This window comes from Streptococcus sp. CP1998, from assembly GCF_041026655.1.
Lineage (GTDB): Bacteria > Bacillota > Bacilli > Lactobacillales > Streptococcaceae > Streptococcus > Streptococcus dentalis.
In genome coordinates, this window is the sequence record NZ_CP163380.1 from 675,117 (window position 1) to 694,206 (window position 19,090).

The window sequence follows — 19,090 nt, forward strand, 5'->3', positions numbered from 1 at the left end:
AAGCTGATGAAATCAGCGTAGTATAGCCCACTCAACCACTGCGTCTTGCTCGACAATCCAAAAATAATTGAGAGGCTAGGACTTTTGTCCCAGCCTCTTTTTGCGTTCTAGTGAATAGAAGAAGTCAGTAGTTGAGCCTCACTCCTTGTGCTCGAGGAGCAGTGGCGAGGCAAGCTCGACTGCTTTTTTTCGCTTGAAAAATGCGGCCATTTGAACCAGGATACGGGGGACCGTCTGCCATTTTTTCCAAGCTTGAAAGCGGGTATCGATGAGCTGCTTGGCCAAGCGTTCTAACATTTCCTGCTCGGTTGGATCCAAATCCTGGGCATTTTGGAGGATTTCTTTGGCCTTAGCTAGCTGTTTGAGATCGGTTAGGTCATTGATGGAAGTGATGCCGGCATCCAGAAAAATGCCAAAAAAGGTGTCAAAAAAATTCTTGCGCTCCTCTGCCGATGTTTCGCGAACCCATTGCATCAAGGTCAGATCGGTCTGCTGGCTATCGGGACTGGTTTCAGAAACGGTCACAAAGCTGTAGTCTTTGATTTCCCAAGTGAAGGCGTCATGCTGGGCAAAGCCACCCAAGGCACGACTCTTGACAATGGTCGTCGGTTCTGGCACTTCCAACATCATGCCAACGATGGATCCCTGAGGGACAAAGCGACGAATGTTTGGGGACGTGCGCTGGTAGCCTTCGGTTTCGATGATGGCCTTGTTGAGGCCAGGAGCATCGTAGCTGTAGATCGCGTCGACCCGCTCAAATAAGGAATCAGGTAGATAAGAGCAGGCATAGGTCGCAAGGTTGCCCCCTTTGGAGTGACCGGCTACTAAGAAACGTCCTTTTGGAAATTCCTTCATGACATGTTGCAGGTAGCTGGCTGCGCGCTTCTGAGCTGGAACATGGTCCATATAGGTCATGTGGAAGTCTTCCTTCCAGCCGATCAAGGTATCATCCGTCCCTCTGAAAACGACCAAATACGCATCCAGACTAAGCCGATAGGTCATGGCCGCGAACTGTTTTTGCACATCGGGATCGTACTCATCGACATAGTTGAGGAGTTTGATGTTCTTAAAGCGCTTTGAAGTAGCCAAGTCATCGACTAATTGCAGATGCTGGTTACTCACGATGAAATCGGTGGTCCGATCGATCAGTTCCATCGCATCAGACAGGCGCACTGGAATTCCTGTTGTATCTCCTTGAGGCACAATGTGTCCAAAGGGCAGATAGGTCAGCTCTGTCAATGCGAGAACATCCAGCTCCTTGAAAGGGCGGTCATATATGGAATCGTAAGTCACTTCTTTTAGGTAATCAAAAATCGTCGACATCTGCGCCTCCTGCATCTTATTTCTTTCAGTATAGCACAAAAATGGATGGAGAAAAAGCGCCTCCCATCAAGAAAAGAGGAGTGAGATCATCTTTCCCTCTGAAACAGCCTTTTTCTCTGCTTCTTAATCTGTTATAATAGGAAGAAGAAAAAAAGAAGGAAAGAAAGCCATGCATAAAATTCTCTTAGTCGAAGACGATGACATTATCCGCCAACAGGTCAAACAATTATTGGAACAATGGGGCTATGAAGTGGTCGCAGTCGAGGATTTTATGGATGTCCTAGGAATCTTTGTCGAAAGTGACCCCCACTTGATCCTCATGGATATTGGCCTGCCACTCTACAACGGCTACCACTGGTGCCAGGAGATTCGCAAGGTTTCAAAGGTTCCGATCATGTTTCTTTCTTCACGGGATCAAGCCATGGATATTGTCATGGCTATCAATATGGGTGGAGACGACTTTGTCACCAAGCCCTTTGATCAAAATGTCCTCCTTGCCAAGGTTCAAGGACTCTTGCGCCGCTCTTACGAATTTGGGACAGATCAAAATCTGCTGGAGCACCGGGGAGCCATCCTCAATCTCAAGTCTACGGACTTGGTGTATGAAGGGGAAGTCATCAAGCTGACCAAGAATGAATTTCAGATCCTGCGTGTCCTCTTTGAGCACGCGGGCAGTATCGTGGCGCGTGATGACATGATGAAGGAGCTCTGGAATAGCGATTTCTTTATTGATGACAATACCTTGTCTGTCAATGTGGCCCGCCTTCGTAAGAAACTAGAAGAGGCTGGCTTGTCAAACTTCATCGAAACCAAGAAAGGCATCGGTTACGGGTTGGTCCATGAATAAATTTGGAAACATCTTCTGGCAATATGTGGTATCCCGCAGGCGCCTACTCTATCTATTGGTCATCTTTTTGATCGTCGATTTGGTCTTTGCCTATCTCTTTCCAGAGACGGGGAAGGTTTTCCTCTATGCGACCCTAGTGCTAGGCTTTTTTGCCCTCTGTGTCTTGATCTGGGATTTCGCCATGACCTTTCAGGACTATCGCAAAGTCGCACTTTATGAGGAAATAGAGGTTGCCTCACCACTGGAACACCTCCTTTATGAAAAATACACGGAAGAACAGCAGGCGCGCTTGGAGGAAGGGAAGATAGCCCAGGCCAAGTTCAATGACCTGATGGATTACTATACCCTCTGGGTTCACCAGATTAAGACGCCCATTGCGGCCAGCCAGCTCTTGGTGCAAGATGTCGAGCCGCCCATTGTCAAGCAGCAGATGGAGCAGGAGCTCTTTAAGATTGACTCCTATGCCAATCTGGTTTTGCAGTACCTGCGACTGGAGAGTTTTCATGATGATCTAGTCTTAAAGCGCGTGTCGGTAGAAGATATGGTCAAAGAAGTAGTCCGCAAGTATGCCCTCTTTTTTATCCAAAAGAACTTGACCGTGGATCTGCATGATTTGGAGCAGGAGGTCATCACCGATCGCAAGTGGCTCCTGGTCATTATCGAGCAGCTCTTGTCCAATAGCCTCAAGTACACCAGCACTGGTGGAATTGAAATCTATTTTAAAGACCAGACTCTCTATATAAAAGATAGCGGGATTGGGATCAAAAATAGCGATGTTCTCCGTGTCTTTGAGCGGGGCTTCTCCGGCTACAATGGCCACCTGACCCAGCAATCTTCAGGGCTGGGGCTCTATCTATCTAAGAAAATCGCAGAGCAATTGGGCCACAGGATCACCCTCCATTCAGAGGTCGGCCAAGGCACGACTGTTGCCATTCACTTTGAAGAGAAGAAGTTGGTCATGGATTAAGATTCCCCATCTTACAAAAATGTAAGAAATAAACGGTAAAATGAAAGGTTAGGTTATGGTAGCCGCCTTTTATTTTTTATACAATAGTCTCATCAAATGAAGGAGGTCAAGAAAATGAAACTCTTGAAATGGATGAAACAACCCAAAAAGATTAAGAAACCAAATAACCAACCCGATCTGGAAAAGACGGAATTTGGTCTCCAAGTCCTGCAACAAACCCAAGAATTTTTCTTGATCTACTAGTAAAAGGAGAAAAGTATGTCATTACTAGATGTTCAACATATCAAAAAGATCTACAAAACCCGCTTTCAAGGAACGCAGGTTGAAGCCTTAAAGGATATCCATTTTACCGTTGAGAAGGGTGAATACGTCGCCATCATGGGGGAATCAGGATCTGGGAAATCGACCCTTCTCAATATCCTAGCCATGCTGGACCAACCAACCGAAGGACGGGTCTACCTCAATGGCACGGACACCTCAACCATCAAGAACAAGGATGCGTCGAGCTTCCGTCGCGAAAAACTAGGCTTTGTCTTTCAAGATTTCAATTTGCTTGATACCTTGTCGGTCAAGGACAATATCCTCTTGCCTTTGGTGCTTTCTCGCAGACCGGTTAAAGAAATGATGAGCAAGGTGGATAGCGTGAGTCGGGAGTTGGGCATCCACCAACTGCTTGAAAAATATCCCTACGAAATCTCTGGTGGGCAAAAACAACGGGTGGCCGTGGCACGGGCTATCATCACCTCGCCAGAAATTCTCCTTGCGGATGAGCCAACAGGGGCGCTGGATTCCAAGTCTTCGGCAGCTTTGCTAGATGTCTTTGAAGATATCAATACCATGGGGCAAACCATTCTCATGGTGACCCACTCAACCGCAGCAGCAGCTCGGGCCAAGCGCGTGCTCTTTATCAAGGACGGGATTCTTTACAACCAGATCTTTCGTGGGGAAAAGACAGAGCGTCAGATGTTCCAAGAAATCTCGGATACTCTGACGATCATGGCAAGTGAGGTGGAGTAGATGTTTCGATTAACCACTAAATTAGCTTGCTCTAATCTGATCAAGAACCGCAAGCTCTATTATCCCTTTGCGATTGCGGTCATTCTCGCAGTGACCATCGCCTACCTCTTTGACTCCCTGACCTTTAATCCCCACATTCATGAGCTTCGAGGGGGAGATCCCATGATCTTTACCCTGGTCTTGGGACTGTTCGTAGTTAATGCTGCGGGGGCTATCATCGTGCTCTATGCCAATAGCTTCGTCATGAAAAACCGCTCCAAGGAACTGGGCATCTACAGCATGCTCGGCCTTGAGAAACGCCATCTTATCAGCATGATTTTCAAGGAACTCTTGCTTTTTGGCTTTCTGTCTATCTCAGCCGGTGTCTTGATTGGAGCCCTCTTTGACAAGCTGATCTTTGCCTTTCTTTTGAAACTCATGAAGATGAAGGTCCAGCTAGTATCCACCTTCCAACCTGGGATTGTCGTCTTGGTCTTTGTCACCTTTGGTCTCATCTTTGGACTTTTGATTCTTCTCAACGCTTGGCGGATTCTCCGTTTGAATGCCTTGCAGTTGACGCGTGAGAAGGCCAGTGGTGAAAAGAAAGCCCGCTTCTTGTGGCCCCAAACCATCCTGGGACTAGCCTCTCTTGGTTTTGGCTACTACCTAGCTTTGTCTGTCAAAGACCCCATCATTGCGCTTGTGACCTTCTTTCTAGCTGTTATCCTGGTCATGATTGGGACCTACCTGCTCTTTAATGCGGGGATCACCGTCTTCTTGCATTTGCTTAAGAAAAAGAAGAGCTACTATTACCAGCCCAACAACATGATCTCGGTCTCTAACCTCATCTATCGCATGAAGAAAAATGCAGTGGGCCTTGCGACCATTGCCATCCTCTCGACCATGGTGCTAGTAACCATCTCTGCAGCAACCAACATCTATGTCGGTAGCGAAATGGTCAAGAAAATCATGGCGCCTCATGATTTCTCTGTCCAAGGAAAAGGGGTCGACCTGAATCAGATCAATCAGAAATTTGATGAATTTGCTTCTGAACACCATCTCGAGATCAAAAATCGTGACCTGATGACCTATGCCAACTTTGGGGTTAAATCACAAAAGGGGACAGACTTCACCGTCTATCCAGCTGATGAACGCAGCGTCACTCCTAAAACCGTCTTTATGGTCTTTGATGCAGCTAGTTATGAACATATGACAGGCGAACAGGTCGATCTGACTGGCAACCAAGTCATCCTCTTTGCCCATAACAAGGATCTTAAGGGGCAAAAGCAGTTTACTATCAACGGGCATGACTTCCAAGTCAAGGAAGAAGTGAGCAAGGATTTTATCACCGACCACGTGCCCAATCAGTTTAACATGCTGACGGAGGATTTCAACTACCTGATCGTGCCTGACCTCGCGGCCTTTGTCGCCCAGTTTCCAAATCTGGCCATCAATACCAATATCTACGGTGGCTTCAATGTCAATGTCGATGAAGACCAGCGACTCAAGCTAGCGACTAGTTATGACAAGATGATCGATGAATTGAGCGACCAACAGGCCCAAGGAACATTTATCTATGGAGGTAACCGAGCCAATGATGTGGCAGAGTTGAATAGCCTCTTTGGTGGCATCTTCTTTATCGGAATTTTCTTGTCACTGATCTTTATGGTCGGAACGGTCATCGTCATCTACTACAAGCAAATTTCAGAAGGCTATGAAGACCGTGACCGCTTCGTCATCCTCCAACAGGTGGGACTCGATGAACACGAGGTCAAACGAACCATCAACCGCCAAGTACGGACCGTCTTCTTCCTCCCTCTCATCTGTGCCTTTCTCCACCTGGCCTTTGCCTACCATATGATCCGCCTCATTCTCAAGGTTCTCGGTGTCATCAATAGTGGCCAAGTCCTCGTCGTGACCCTCAGTGTCTGTGCTGTCTTTCTCATCACCTACCTGATCGTCTTTTGGATCACCTCTCGGAGCTACCGTAAGATTGTGCAGATTTAAGAAAAGAAGCTCAAATTAAATTAGAAACTTTCCTTAGGTGAGTACGGACGTCAGCGAACTTCGAAGAAGTTCCATGACTAATTATTGAGCCTAAGGTCTCAATAATTCCGAGTGCCTGAAACATAATTGTTTCAGGCACTTTTCTCACAGCGGAAAGTTTCAATATACTCTAAATAATAATCAGAAATCATTTTGATATTTTTGCACAATAGTCCAGCATAGGTTATTCAAAGAAAAGAACTGTCAATTTTTAAGCTCGCTCATGGCGGGCTTTTGTGCGAAAATCGACAGCGATTGTTTTTGCTTTTCAAAGGGATATAAAAAAGACTGAACCAGTCGAGTTCAGTCTTTGTTCGCTTTCTATTAAAGTGATGTAAGGAAAGTCAATCCTCCTAGGATGACACCTGCCGAATTCGGAATGATCAAAATCCAGTCTTTTTTAGGTTCCTTGGTCCAACCATAAATGACCCAGATCAAGCAAGAAATAGCAGCTGACAAGGGTTGGAAAGGTTGGGCCTTATGTCCCTGTAAATTAGCAATAATTTGTGGGATGTAGGCAATGAAAACGATAATCCCAATAAAGGCACCGATCGAGCCAACGATTTGGTTGATTTTTTGTTTATTCATAAAATTTTACCTCTGTGTATTAAAATAGCATAAGTAGGAAGATAATGCAATTAATTTGCATGCTATTCAAGATGAAAATGATTATATTTGCAAAAAAATTAGACAAAGTGTCTAAAATAATTACTAGAGAGAAGACTCTCTCGAAAAGAAATCCATCTTCCTGCAAAATCACAAGATTGTGACACTTTACAGTTCGGTAACATTTGAAAAAAAGACTTGAATTTGTAAAGGACAAAAGGTAGAATAGTGCATACTTAAAAAAAGAAAAGGAAATGGTAGTTTCAAAATGAATGAAAAACAAATGAAAATTCTTGGTTGGGTTGCGACCTTTATGTCTGTTATGATGTATGTGTCTTACTTCCCACAAATCATGGATAACCTCGCTGGTCACAAAGGGAACTTTATTCAACCCCTTGTCGCAGCCATCAACTGTAGCCTTTGGGTTTATTACGGACTCTTCAAAAAAGAACGCGATATTCCACTTGCTGCAGCCAATGCACCAGGGATCATCTTTGGTTTGATCACAGCCATTACAGCTTTGTAATCAATGAAAGAGAGAGTGGGACAGAAATTGGTAATTCGTTAGAATTCGATTTCGTCGTCCTACCTCCGCACAGTTGAGTAGGGCTGTAAAAGCTGATGAAATCAGCGTAGTAGATCCCACTCAACCACTGCGTCTTGCTCGACATTCTAAAGACAATTGAGAGGCCAGGACTTTTGTTCCAGCCTCTTTTTTATGACTTAACTCATTTCCATGGTATAATGGGAGGACTATTCATAGAGAAGATCAAAAGGAGACACGAGTGGATCAAAAACATCACTGCCAAGTCCTATGGGCGAAAAATAAATACCTGGTGCTGAGTCATTCCAGCAATATTTACAAGGAGATCCGGGAATACCTCAAGCAAGACCAGGTGGAGGTCAGCCACGTCGAAGGCTTGATCCAGCAAGCGCTGGCCTTGCCGGAAAATCGTGGTCAGGTCTCCAACGCCTTCCAGCATATCTGGGGCTATTTCAAAAAGCAGGCGACTCCTGAGGAAAAAGCGGACTTCATGTTGTTACTTGAAAAGTACCAACATGGCCAAGCTAGTCAAGAAGATCTCATCAAGGGGATCCAGACGCTCCTGGAGCGCTACCCGAATCGCTACTTGCAAGACTCGACGTTACTTGGAGGTCAATAAATGAGACTGTGGCACCAAGACTTGATTAGCAAACTTCCTCGTCCCCAGCTCCTCGGCCAACACCGGGAATGTTGCGCCCTTCGAGGCAATGGCTGGGGCAAGAAGCACGCGACGGTCAACTATGTCTTTGACTACTCGCCTTATCGCCTCTATGCCTATCACCGCTTGATCATGGAGGAGATGACTGCACGTGGCTATAAGGTCAGCCCAGAGTGGTGGGAGCCAACCTACCGAGGCAAGACCTGCCCTGCTTATACAGAGTTGGAAGAGGAAGCCTTGAGCACCCCTATCTATCCCGAGCATCAGGACACTTACCTCCAAGAATGCCTGGATAACCTAGCAGAAAAAGGGATTCAACTAGATTAAGAAAAAACGAACCAGACCAGGTTCGTTTTTTTGCGCCAAATCCCAACAAAATGCTTTGAAAGCGTTAATTTCTTTCCCAAACATGCTATAATAATAGGAGATTATGTACAGGAAAAGGATAGACGGATGAAGGCAGTAGCAACTCCAGAACTTGAGATTGAAAGACAGTTGATCCAACAATTGACATCAGGAGAGAGTCAGTGGACCTACCGCGAGGATCTCAAGAATGAAGACCAGTTATGGGACAATTTTTTTGATAAGCTAGCGCAAAACAATGTCGCCGTGCTGGCGGACCATCCCTTGACTGACCAGGAAAAGCGCCAGATCAAGAACCAGCTCAACTTTGTCAGCTATTATGAAGCAGCCAAGTGGCTTGCGGGTGAAAATGGTATCGCCAAGGTAGAAGTCCAACGTGAGGATGCCAGTCTAGGGACGATCCGCTTGGCAGTCATCTGGCGGGACAATATCGCGGCTGGGAAGTCGAGCTACGAAGTGGTCAACCAAGTCGAACGCGACAAGGCCTATCCGCTAGACCAGGATCGACGGCTCGATACGACCCTTTTGATCAATGGCCTGCCCCTCATCCATATCGAACTCAAGAGTCCACGAGTGGCTTTTCTAGATGCCTTTCATCAGATCAAAAAGTACGACCGTGAAGGCAAGTTCCGGGGGATTTACTCCAGCTTGCAGATGTTTGTCGTGACCAATAAAGTCGACACACGCTACATCGCTGCAGCGCGTGAAAGCAAGCTAAATAAGCAATTCCTGACCAAGTGGGTGGACAAGGATAACCAGCCCATGATCGATCTCAACAGCTTTGCCCATGAGGTCCTCTCCATCCCTCGGGCCCACCAGATGGTCATGCAGTACTCAGTCATCGACGATAGCAAGAAAGCCCTCATCCTCCTGCGTCCTTACCAGATTCATGCCATTGAGGCTGTACAGGAAGCCTCTCGTCGCCAAGAGTCGGGCTATATCTGGCATACGACCGGATCAGGCAAGACCCTGACCTCTTACAAGGTAGCGCGCAATCTCTTGCAGATCCCAGCGATCCAAAAGACCATCTTTGTCGTCGACCGCAGAGATCTGGATCAGCAGACGACCTCGTCCTTCCTCTCTTATGCGGCCAATGATGTCATCGATATCGACGAGACGGACAATACCCATGAACTGGTCAAGCGCCTAGGGGGCAATGACAAGCGCGTGGTGGTCACGACCATCCAGAAAATTACGACCATGATGCGTAAGTTCGAAGAAGGGAAGTACCAGCGAGATGCTGGGAAGATCAAGGAGTTGCGCGTGGCCTTTGTCGTGGATGAGTGCCACCGGGCGGTCACACCACAGACGCAAAAGGAGATCAAGGCCTACTTCAAGAACTCTCTCTGGTACGGCTTTACAGGAACTCCGATCTTTAAGGAAAACAAACGCAAACAAGTGGGAGATCTGGCTCAGACCACCCACCAACAGTATGGCGATCGCCTACATGAATACACGGTCAAGGAAGCCATCCATGATGGGGCGGTTCTAGGTTTTAAGGTAGACTACCGCAATACCATCATCTCCGATCTCCTAGAAGAAGAGATCCCAGATCAGGCCTATGAGGACAAGGAGCACATGCTAGAGGTCCTAGTATCCTCAATAAGAGCCAGCAACAGCTCAATATCCCTAAAGGGGTCGGAAAGAGCTATGAGGCGATCTTGACGGTCAAGTCTATCCCAAGAGCTCAGGCCTATTATAATTTGCTCAAGAGCATCCTCGCTGGCAAGGAACGGGTCAAGGTTTCTGAGCGGGTCAAACAATACCTACCAGATTTTCCAAAGTTTACCATCACCTACTCAGTATCTGAAAATGAGGAAGAATCCATCGGCTACCAAGACCACATGAAGCAGGTCATGGAGGACTACAATCAAGAGTTTGGTACCCATTTTAGCCTAGCGGATCTGCGGGGCTTTAATAGTGATGTCAATAATCGCCTGGCTAGAAAGCAGGACAAGTACCTCTACCGCAATGAGCAGTTGGACCTGGTCATCGTGGTCGACCGTCTTTTGACAGGCTTTGATGCACCTTGTCTTTCTACCCTCTTTATCGATCGCAAGCCTATGCGCCCACAGGACTTGATCCAGGCCTTTAGTCGGACCAATCGGATCTTTGATGACAAGAAGCACTTCGGTCATATCATCACCTTCCAGCGTCCTCAAGCCTTTAAGGAAGCCGTCGACAATGCCCTCAAGCTCTACTCTAATGGAGGAGAAAATGAGGTCCTAGCACCAAGATGGGAAGAAGAAAAGCGCAACTTCTTAAAAGCCTGGGCAGAGTTTAAAGGCCAAGTCACAGACTTGGAAGAAGAAGGAGTCGCCCTCGAGCAGGCTCCAACAGCCCAGCTCCGCAAGGTCGCCAAAGCCTATCAGGTCTTTGACAAGTACCAAGCCTCGATCCGCGTCTACTCGGAGTATGATAAGGAAGAGATCTATCTGGAAACAGGCCTCAGCGACAGCCAGCTCGAAGCCTATCTAGGCCTCTATCAAAATATCCTGGCGGAGATCAAGAGCAGGGATCCAGAAGTGGGCAGCGAGGACGAGCTGGACATCCACTATGAACTGGAGTCTGTCCAAGTCGATGAGATCAACTATGCTTATATCCTGATGCTGATCCAGAGTATGATCCAGCAGGAGGAAAATGACGAGCAAAGCCTGAGTGACAAGGATATCGCAACCGTGGATAGCTATATCGAGAGCCTGAACCGGACCAATCCAAGCCTAGCGGAGATCATCCAAAACCTTTGGACCCAAGTCCAAGAAGAGCCCGAACGTTACCGAGGACAATCCATCACCGGAGTCTTGGACCAGATGATCGAATCTGTCATCGATAGCCATATCGTAAGCTTTGCTAAACGCTGGTATATCGGAGCCGAGGAACTCCGCTATTATATCCAACACTACCGCAAAGGCGCCAAAAAACAAGCCGGCGAAAGCCAACTGACCAAGAGCCAACGCTACAAAGACTACAAGGCAGAAGTAGCAGACGCCCTTAACCCACTCAGCTACAAAAAACAAATCAAAGAAGCCTATACCCAATTGATCGAAGAGGTGATTGAACCGCTAAGAGTGGGGAGGTAGGAGAGAGTCACAATGAAAGAAACGGAAGTTTTTAAAAGACTTGGGATAAGAAATAAAAATGAGTTAATTTCTCTGCGACAGTTTTCAGATATTTTAGGGTGCATCTGGTCAAATGGAAACTATTATGAATTAACACCTAAAATCCCTCGTCTAATCGATAAAATTGAATTTCTAAACAATCCTGAAGGTTTTCACCCTATTGATATTAATAAAGAAATTAAACTTAATTACTACAGAAGAGATAGAGACAATTTACAAAGAAAAAATAGATATGTTGGTTGGAAGGTAAAAATTCCAAGGCGGGTTTTATTAAAAGAAGATATATCAGATTACTATACAACAAATGAAGGTATACCTCATAACAATGTTGTCCATAGGGGGCACCTTTTGGGGAAACAATTTAAAAAATTTCTTTTTGAGAGTACTTCTATAAAGAATAATATTCATTTTTTTGATAAAAATAACATTGACAATATATATCAACAATTTAGTCGAGCAAATTGCAATGATAAGTTTAATAATGGGCAGTCATATTTTGAAAATATTGTCTGTGGAATTATCGAAAACTATATTAGCAAAGGAATTTTCGAGTGTTGCTATTATGAAGTTGAAGCAATCTTTTTAGATATAGATGACAAGATGCCGGTAGGAAATAGGATTTTATTTTTTGACAAGGAAAATTTTGAAAATAGTTTTCATGTATTTGTTCCAAATTACAGTGAAAAATATGTGCTCGAAAATTATAGTTATCTTAAGTATAGGAAACGCTTTAAATCAGGATTTTCAAAAAAGGTATTAAAGTTTATAGGGAGTAATTATAATTGTTAACAAATGATCAATTAGATGAAATCGTAAGGGAATTATTTTATCTTGGAGTGGAAGGGGAATATTGGGATTTTAAAGAAAAACCATATTTCTTCGAAGGTCAAAGTAAAGAAGAAAAAAATAAAAAGAAGAACGACCTTCTCCATGATATTATTTGTATGGCAAATAATTTAAGTAATCGTGACGCATACATTATCATGGGTATTCAAGATAAACCTGTTAAAATAACAGGAGTTAAGCAATTTTCTAATAAGTGGACACAAGAAAATTATCAGGATTTTTTACAAAATTTAACTTGGGCTGGAGACATGATTCCTACAGTTGAATTTCGAACTATTAATAATGGAGATTTAGATGTTTTAATTATAAAAAAATCAAATAGGGTACCATACTACATAACTAAAAGCTATGGTAAAGTTAGAGAAAATCGAATTTATGTTCGAAAAGGCTCTAAGAATACTGCAATTAATAGTCAGGCAGAAATAGGTGATATTGAAAAACTATTCGAATTTAGATTTGGATTAACTCCTTTCCCTAAGGAACGTGTTATTAACTATATAACTGACCACGATCATTGGATTGAGATGAAGGGGAATTATGAAACTCGTTCTTGGTACTATGAGAAATTTCCTGAATATACTATGGAATTAGTTGATGATCCACAGAACGATGAACTAAAAGCTCCAGTTTATGCACTCATCCATCCCAACGCAAGAACTACATGGCAGATTTTACGTCTAAAATACCACCAAACAATTTTGTTGGAATTCAGTTCACATTATATTGACGAATATAGGGGGATATCTGTTCAACCAAAGTATAATTTTTTAAAATTATTCGACAGGATAAACGATATAAAGTTTCCATCTATGTATTACTATTATTTATCTAACTCTGTCGAAATAGAATTGATGTATTTGTTAAAAGAATTAATGCAACAAGATGGTGAAGCATGGAGAAGGCATTTGAGTCTAATTCCTGTTTTTTATGACGATGAAGAAAGAAATGTTATTGAAGAATATATTGAAGAAAATAAATCTGATATTCTTGAGAAAATAAAAAAGGAAAGTGAGAAGGTTTGTTTAGATTACAACTATGAAGGGAATGAGCAACATAGTAAATGGGACAAAGAAGAAATAGCAGTAACCAAAGTTGTAAAAAATATCTTAAATGAGTATAGGGAAAAGAAGGTATATGAAAAAACAAAGTAATGCTCCAAAAATTAGGTTTCAAAATTTTGAAGATGAGTGGCTAGATAGCACAATAGGACGTCATATTTCTTTGTTAAATGGTCGTGCATATAAACAGGAAGAATTATTAGATGAAGGAAAGTATAAAGTTCTCAGAGTTGGAAATTTTAATACAAATAGCAAATGGTATTATTCAAACTTAGAGCTTGAAGAGAATAAGTATGTAAATAAAGGTGATTTGTTATATTTATGGGCTACAAATTTTGGACCTGAAATATGGACCGAAGAAAAGGCAATTTATCATTATCATATTTGGAAACTTGAATTTGATAGAACGGAAATTAATCAAGATTATTTAAATATCTGGTTAGAGAGTGATAAGAATAAAATTCAACAAAATACTAACGGCAGTACGATGGTTCATATTACAAAAACTATGATGGAAGAAAGAAGGGTTTCACTTCCTAACTTTGATGAACAATCCGCCATTGGCTCTCTTTTCCGTAACCTCGACAACCTTCTTGCTAGCTACAAGGACAATCTTGCTAACTACCAATCCCTCAAGGAGACCATGCTCTCCAAGATGTTCCCCAAAGCTGGACAGACAGTTCCAGAGATTCGTTTGGATGGATTTGAAGGTGAGTGGAAAAAAGTGAAGCTTAAAGATGTAACTGAGAGCATCGAATACGGATTAAATGCCTCAGCTAAGGAATTTGATGGAGAAAATAAATATATTCGTATTACTGATATTGATGATGTTTCTCGTAAATTTAAAGAAGATAGTCTAACATCTCCAGATATTAACGTAAGTGAATGCGACAACTATCTATTGTGCGAGAAAGATATATTATTTGCTCGTACTGGTGCTAGCGTTGGGAAAACGTATCTTTATGATATGAAAGATGGTAAAGTTTATTTTGCCGGTTTCTTGATTCGTGCTCGAATAAAAGAAAAATATGATTCAAAGTTTATTTTTCAAAATACATTGACTAATAGATTTACACAGTATGTAAAAGTAACTTCTCAAAGATCGGGACAACCAGGAGTTAATGGGAAGGAATATGGGGAATATGAGTTGTATTTACCAAAATATGAAGAACAACAAGCCATCGGTGCCTATTTCTCAAACCTAGATAACCTCATCAACTCTTACCAAGAAAAAATTTCGCAGTTAGAAACACTCAAAAAGAAACTCTTACAAGATATGTTTATTTAAGGGGGAGTTATGTATAGTTCTAAAACAGATTTAATTGAAAAGTTAAAATCTGAAAGAGAAAGACTTCAAGATAACTTGAGTCAGATAGCTGATCATGAAAAAGATCTATATAGTAGAGTAGATAATTATCTATCTGAACTGATTTCTTTTATAAATGACGAGCTAAATGAAGAAGTTTTCTCTAATGATGTAACGGTAAGGTACAAAACATTACGTGATAATTTGTTAGAAAGCATCTACAATTGTTTTGGTGGTGAAATTTATCTGTATGATTCTATATTTCCTCAAATTTTGTATAATTTCAAAGTTATTAAACTTTTCTCTTTTATTGCTAAAATAGATTCTACTACTGTTATTATAGGAGCTAATGGAGCAGGGAAGTCAAGTCTTATTAATGAATTAAGAAAGAATAGTATAGATGAGATGTATGTTTTGCCTGCTCAAAAAATATTATATTTTGTGCTTAATACTTTTGGTCGTGATAGTATCAATAAAGAACAATATATAGCAAATTTAAAAAACGTAGAAATTAAATATGACACGATTGACATACAGACTCATAAGATTGAAGATAGTTTTTCGGGTACTTTTACTAAATTAATAACTCTGTTGGTAAAAGATTATGCAAAAATAGCGACTGATAATTCTAGGGGAGTAGAGGGGGTGTCAGTTGCTTTATTGGACAGAGTGGAACAAGTATGGAATCAAATTTTTCCAGAAATAACATTTTATCCTGAAACTAATGATAGAGTTTTAGAAGTTATAAGAAATGGGGCTAAATATAGTATAAATGGGCTTAGTGATGGTGAACGCTGTGCATTATTTTATATTGGTAATGTTCTTCTTGCTCCAGAAAATAGCTATATTGTGGTTGATGAACCAGAAACATTCCTTAATGCTGCTGTCTATAATGAATTATGGGATTTGCTAATATCAGAGAGACAGGATTGTCAATTTATTTTTGCTTCACATAATATGGACTTTGTTCAATCAAGATCAAATGCTACTTATGTGTGGTGTAAGAAATTTGAAGCACCTTATGACCTAGATTATGAACGATTGGAAGATTCTCAAGAATTTCCTTTACCCTTATTAACAGAAGTTTCTGGTACAAGGAAACCAATACTATTTTGTGAGGGTACTAAAACTAGTATAGATTATAAAATCTATTCTAAACTATTCAGTAAATTTTGCTTTGTAAAACCAGTACAAGGGCATAAACAAGTCATCCAGCATACTAAGGCTTATAATAATTTAAACAAAATGCATGGAAATAAAGCATATGGAATTATTGATTATGATTGGATGGATGAGGAGAAAATTGCAAAATATAAAAAGAAAAATATTTTTGTACTTCCTTTTAATGAGATAGAGATGCTTCTAGTGGATGAAGCAGTAGTAAAGTCAGTTTTGGCATCTGATGATCAGGATAAAGAACTAAAATTAAATAAATTCCAAGAAGCTATTAAAAGTTTGTGTATAGAAAATAAAGATAAGATAGTAAGTATCGCCTTAAAAAAGAAACTTGATGAATTTATGGAAAGTCATTTTATAGAGGAGAATAAACCAACTAAACGTGGTGCTCAAGAATTTTTAGAAAGTTTAGTAACCAGATTTAATGTAACTTCAACAGTTGAAAATATAACTTCTATTGTTGATAAAAGTATAGTTTCACCAAATTTTGCATCAATTTTAAAGGTTTGTAACTTAAAAAATGAGATTATCAATAAACTAGGGGATAATCTAATCACTCGCGACTTTAAAAATAAGTCAATAAATAGGATTACAATAAATCCCGAGTTACAAAATTTATTGAGAAACAAATATTTTGGTGAACTTGTAACTTTGCTTAATAATAATTAAGGGTGTTAGTTTATTATAATCCTCACCTTAAACACTCAAAAAGAAACTCTTACAAGATATGTTTATCTAACCTTCAAAAATGCCCCTTATCAGCATCCTTAAGCATATCCTTTTTCGAATAATATAAGTGAGCCTCTTTGATCCTTTCAAAGGGTGCTCCTTAGTATTTAATAACTTAAAAGTATTTACTTTTAATAACTTTAGAGTTATAATGAATTCGAAAAGAGGTTGCTTAGTGCACGAAATTTATTTTTATAAGGACAAATAGGGGAATCAACCAGTCTTGGACTACATGAGGGAGTTAGCTCGTCGCGATAACAAGGACAGCCGGATCAAACTCAACAAGCTCAACGACTATATTGAACTGTTGAGCCAGCAGGGAACACGTGCTGGCCAACCCTACATCAAGCATCTGGATGCGGAGATCTGGGAGTTGAGACCCTTGAGGGATCGGATTTTATTCGTGGCTTGGCTGGATGGGAGCTTTGTCTTACTGCATCATTTTGTCAAAAAGACGCAAAAGACACCTAGACGAGAGATCGAGAAAGCCAAGCGGGAGTTGCAAGATTTGAAGGAAAGAGGGCTAAGAGATGAAGAATAGTGCCATCGGCAGCAATTGGAAAGATGTGAGAGCAGAGCTCTTCACCAAGGAAGAAATCCTGGAAAGCGATTTGCGGGTCGCGATTATGACTGAGCTGATCGAGGCTCGGCATGAAAAGGGCATTAGCCAAAAGAAACTAGAAGAACTCAGTGGGGTCAGTCAACCGGTCATCGCTCGGATGGAGACAGGAAAGACCAGTCCTCAATTGGACACGGTCTTGAAAGTCTTAGCCAGTCTGGGCAAGACCCTCGCTGTCGTTCCACTGGAACAAGAAAAGGTCTAAACGAAATCAGAAAGAATTACTATGGAAACAACACAAACCTCCCAGTCGCTCTACCAAGCCCTGTGGAACTCAGCGGACGTACTCCGCTCTAAGATGGATGCCAATGACTATAAGTCTTATCTATTGGGGATGATCTTTTACAAGTATCTCTCAGATAAGTTGCTCTTCTTCGTGGCGGAGACCATGGAGAAAGAGACAGAGAGTCTGGATGAAGCCTTGGCGCTTTACCGAACCTACTATGAGGATCCAGACTCTCAAGAGGATCTAATCACCGTCATCACCGATGAGCTTAACTATGTCATCAAGCCAGACTTGACCTTTACGGCCTTGGTGGACCGGGTCAATGAAGGAACCTTCCAGCTGGAAGATCTAGCTCAAGGCTTCCGAGACATCGAGCAAAGTGATGACCTCTATGAGAATCTCTTTGAGGACATTGATCTCTACTCCAAAAAGCTAGGGGCCACTCCTCAAAAGCAAAACCAGCTAGTGGCTGCCGTTATGAAAGAATTGGCAGTGCTGGACGTGGCAGGTCATGCGGGTGATATGCTTGGAGATGCCTATGAGTACTTGATCGGTCAGTTTGCGACCGACTCTGGTAAAAAGGCAGGAGAGTTCTATACGCCCCAGCCTGTAGCCAAGCTCATGACTCAGATTGCCTTTTTAGGGCGTGAAGACGAGCAGGGCTTTACCCTCTACGATGCCACCATGGGATCGGGCTCGCTCTTGCTCAATGCCAAGAAGTTTTCTCACCAGCCTCAAACCGTCCAATACTTTGGCCAGGAGCTCAATACCTCTACCTATAACCTGGCCCGGATGAACATGATCCTACACGGGGTCCCGGTGGAAAACCAGTTCTTGCACAATGCCGATACGCTGGATGAAGACTGGCCGACTCAGGAACCGACCAACTTTGATGGGGTCCTCATGAACCCACCATACTCAGCCAAGTGGTCTGCAAGCTCTGGTTTCCTCCAAGATCCACGCTTCTCCCCATTTGGCAAGTTGGCGCCTCAGTCCAAGGCAGACTTCGCCTTTCTCTTGCACGGTTACTATCACTTGAAACTAGACAATGGTGTGATGGCTATCGTTCTTCCTCACGGGGTCCTTTTCCGTGGCAATGCGGAAGGAACCATTCGCAAGGCCTTGCTAGAAGAAGGGGCCATTGATACCGTCATCGGTCTTCCTGCAAATATCTTCTTCAATACCAGCATCCCAACGACGGTGATCATTCTCAAAAAGAACCGGACCAATCGGGACGTCTACTTTATCGATGCTTCTAAGGAATTTGACAAGGGCAAGAACCAGAACATCATGACGGATGCTCATATCGAGAAGATCCTCCAGGCTTATAAGAGTAGAGAGGATATGGATAAGTTTGCCCATCTGGCTAGCTTTGAGGAGATCGTCGAGAATGACTACAACCTCAATATCCCACGTTATGTGGACACCTTTGAGGAAGAAGAAGTAGAGCCATTGACAGAGATCGTGGCTAAGATCAACCAAACCAATGCGACGATTGAGACCCAGACAGCTTCTCTTCTAGACATGCTCAGCCAGCTTCATGGAACGACACCAGAAGCCGATGCCGAACTCAAGAAATTTGTCCAAGAGTTTAAGGGTTAGGGTGTGAGAAGATAGGGATTAGGTAAAGGGTACATTATTCGCTATTTCCCAAATTTTTT

The 19,090-nt window shown here is 42.4% G+C and carries 17 protein-coding genes and 1 pseudogene; 16 read left to right on the top strand and 2 right to left on the bottom strand.

What is annotated here, in order from left to right:
- Window positions 1-138: 138 nt before the first annotated feature.
- Window positions 139-1,323: a DUF2974 domain-containing protein gene (locus AB4X21_RS03580; RefSeq protein ID WP_369088188.1), complete on the bottom strand. Its 1,185-nt coding sequence runs from the start codon at window positions 1,321-1,323 to the stop codon at window positions 139-141.
- Between the two features lie 169 nt (window positions 1,324-1,492).
- Here AB4X21_RS03580 and AB4X21_RS03585 point away from each other — a divergent pair, with 169 nt between their 5' ends.
- From AB4X21_RS03585 to AB4X21_RS03605, 5 genes are all read left to right on the top strand, one after another.
- Window positions 1,493-2,170, top strand: coding sequence for a response regulator transcription factor (locus AB4X21_RS03585; protein WP_003017092.1), 678 nt, complete (start codon window positions 1,493-1,495; stop codon window positions 2,168-2,170).
- Window positions 2,163-3,137: a sensor histidine kinase gene (locus AB4X21_RS03590; protein ID WP_369088189.1), complete on the top strand. Its 975-nt coding sequence runs from the start codon at window positions 2,163-2,165 to the stop codon at window positions 3,135-3,137. The genes AB4X21_RS03585 and AB4X21_RS03590 overlap by 8 nt, the downstream gene beginning before the upstream one ends.
- 114 nt (window positions 3,138-3,251) lie before the next feature.
- A complete protein-coding gene (locus AB4X21_RS03595; protein WP_369088190.1) occupies window positions 3,252-3,380 on the top strand; it encodes a hypothetical protein in 129 nt (42 codons plus the stop codon).
- Between the two features lie 15 nt (window positions 3,381-3,395).
- Complete coding sequence (locus tag AB4X21_RS03600; RefSeq protein WP_061563696.1) at window positions 3,396-4,154, top strand: ABC transporter ATP-binding protein; 759 nt, start codon at window positions 3,396-3,398, stop codon at window positions 4,152-4,154.
- Complete coding sequence (locus tag AB4X21_RS03605; RefSeq protein WP_369088191.1) at window positions 4,155-6,140, top strand: FtsX-like permease family protein; 1,986 nt, start codon at window positions 4,155-4,157, stop codon at window positions 6,138-6,140.
- 363 nt (window positions 6,141-6,503) lie between these two features.
- Here AB4X21_RS03605 and AB4X21_RS03610 read toward each other — a convergent pair whose 3' ends face one another.
- Window positions 6,504-6,767: a SemiSWEET family transporter gene (locus tag AB4X21_RS03610; RefSeq protein ID WP_003006096.1), complete on the bottom strand. Its 264-nt coding sequence runs from the start codon at window positions 6,765-6,767 to the stop codon at window positions 6,504-6,506.
- 286 nt (window positions 6,768-7,053) lie between these two features.
- Between AB4X21_RS03610 and AB4X21_RS03615 the strand changes: the two genes are divergently transcribed.
- From AB4X21_RS03615 to AB4X21_RS03665, 11 genes and pseudogenes are all read left to right on the top strand, one after another.
- Window positions 7,054-7,311 carry a SemiSWEET family transporter gene (locus tag AB4X21_RS03615; protein WP_003011864.1) on the top strand — a complete coding sequence of 86 codons (258 nt, stop codon included), beginning with the start codon at window positions 7,054-7,056 and terminating at the stop codon, window positions 7,309-7,311.
- Between the two features lie 259 nt (window positions 7,312-7,570).
- Window positions 7,571-7,948 carry a YbgA family protein gene (locus AB4X21_RS03620; RefSeq protein ID WP_254729436.1) on the top strand — a complete coding sequence of 126 codons (378 nt, stop codon included), beginning with the start codon at window positions 7,571-7,573 and terminating at the stop codon, window positions 7,946-7,948.
- A complete protein-coding gene (locus tag AB4X21_RS03625) occupies window positions 7,949-8,314 on the top strand; it encodes a TIGR02328 family protein (protein WP_369088192.1) in 366 nt (121 codons plus the stop codon).
- Between the two features lie 126 nt (window positions 8,315-8,440).
- Window positions 8,441-11,430: pseudogene (locus AB4X21_RS03630) on the top strand (type I restriction endonuclease subunit R).
- A 12-nt stretch (window positions 11,431-11,442) separates the two neighbouring features.
- Entirely contained in the window at window positions 11,443-12,258 is an 816-nt protein-coding gene (locus AB4X21_RS03635; RefSeq protein ID WP_369088193.1) for a hypothetical protein, read from the top strand.
- Window positions 12,252-13,466, top strand: a complete 1,215-nt coding sequence (locus AB4X21_RS03640) for a helix-turn-helix domain-containing protein (protein WP_369088194.1) — start codon at window positions 12,252-12,254, stop codon at window positions 13,464-13,466. The genes AB4X21_RS03635 and AB4X21_RS03640 overlap by 7 nt, the downstream gene beginning before the upstream one ends.
- The gene (locus AB4X21_RS03645; RefSeq protein WP_369088195.1) at window positions 13,450-14,661 is read left to right on the top strand and encodes a restriction endonuclease subunit S; all 1,212 of its coding nucleotides are present in this window, start codon (window positions 13,450-13,452) and stop codon (window positions 14,659-14,661) included. The genes AB4X21_RS03640 and AB4X21_RS03645 overlap by 17 nt, the downstream gene beginning before the upstream one ends.
- Before the next feature lie 9 nt (window positions 14,662-14,670).
- Window positions 14,671-16,524 carry an AAA family ATPase gene (locus AB4X21_RS03650; RefSeq protein ID WP_369088196.1) on the top strand — a complete coding sequence of 618 codons (1,854 nt, stop codon included), beginning with the start codon at window positions 14,671-14,673 and terminating at the stop codon, window positions 16,522-16,524.
- A gap of 292 nt (window positions 16,525-16,816) precedes the next feature.
- On the top strand, window positions 16,817-17,125 hold the full coding sequence (locus AB4X21_RS03655) for a type II toxin-antitoxin system RelE/ParE family toxin (RefSeq protein ID WP_369088197.1): 309 nt from the start codon (window positions 16,817-16,819) through the stop codon (window positions 17,123-17,125).
- Window positions 17,115-17,408, top strand: a complete 294-nt coding sequence (locus tag AB4X21_RS03660; RefSeq protein ID WP_021144391.1) for a helix-turn-helix domain-containing protein — start codon at window positions 17,115-17,117, stop codon at window positions 17,406-17,408. The genes AB4X21_RS03655 and AB4X21_RS03660 overlap by 11 nt, the downstream gene beginning before the upstream one ends.
- A gap of 21 nt (window positions 17,409-17,429) precedes the next feature.
- Window positions 17,430-19,031: a type I restriction-modification system subunit M gene (locus tag AB4X21_RS03665; RefSeq protein WP_369088198.1), complete on the top strand. Its 1,602-nt coding sequence runs from the start codon at window positions 17,430-17,432 to the stop codon at window positions 19,029-19,031.
- Window positions 19,032-19,090 lie beyond the last annotated feature (59 nt).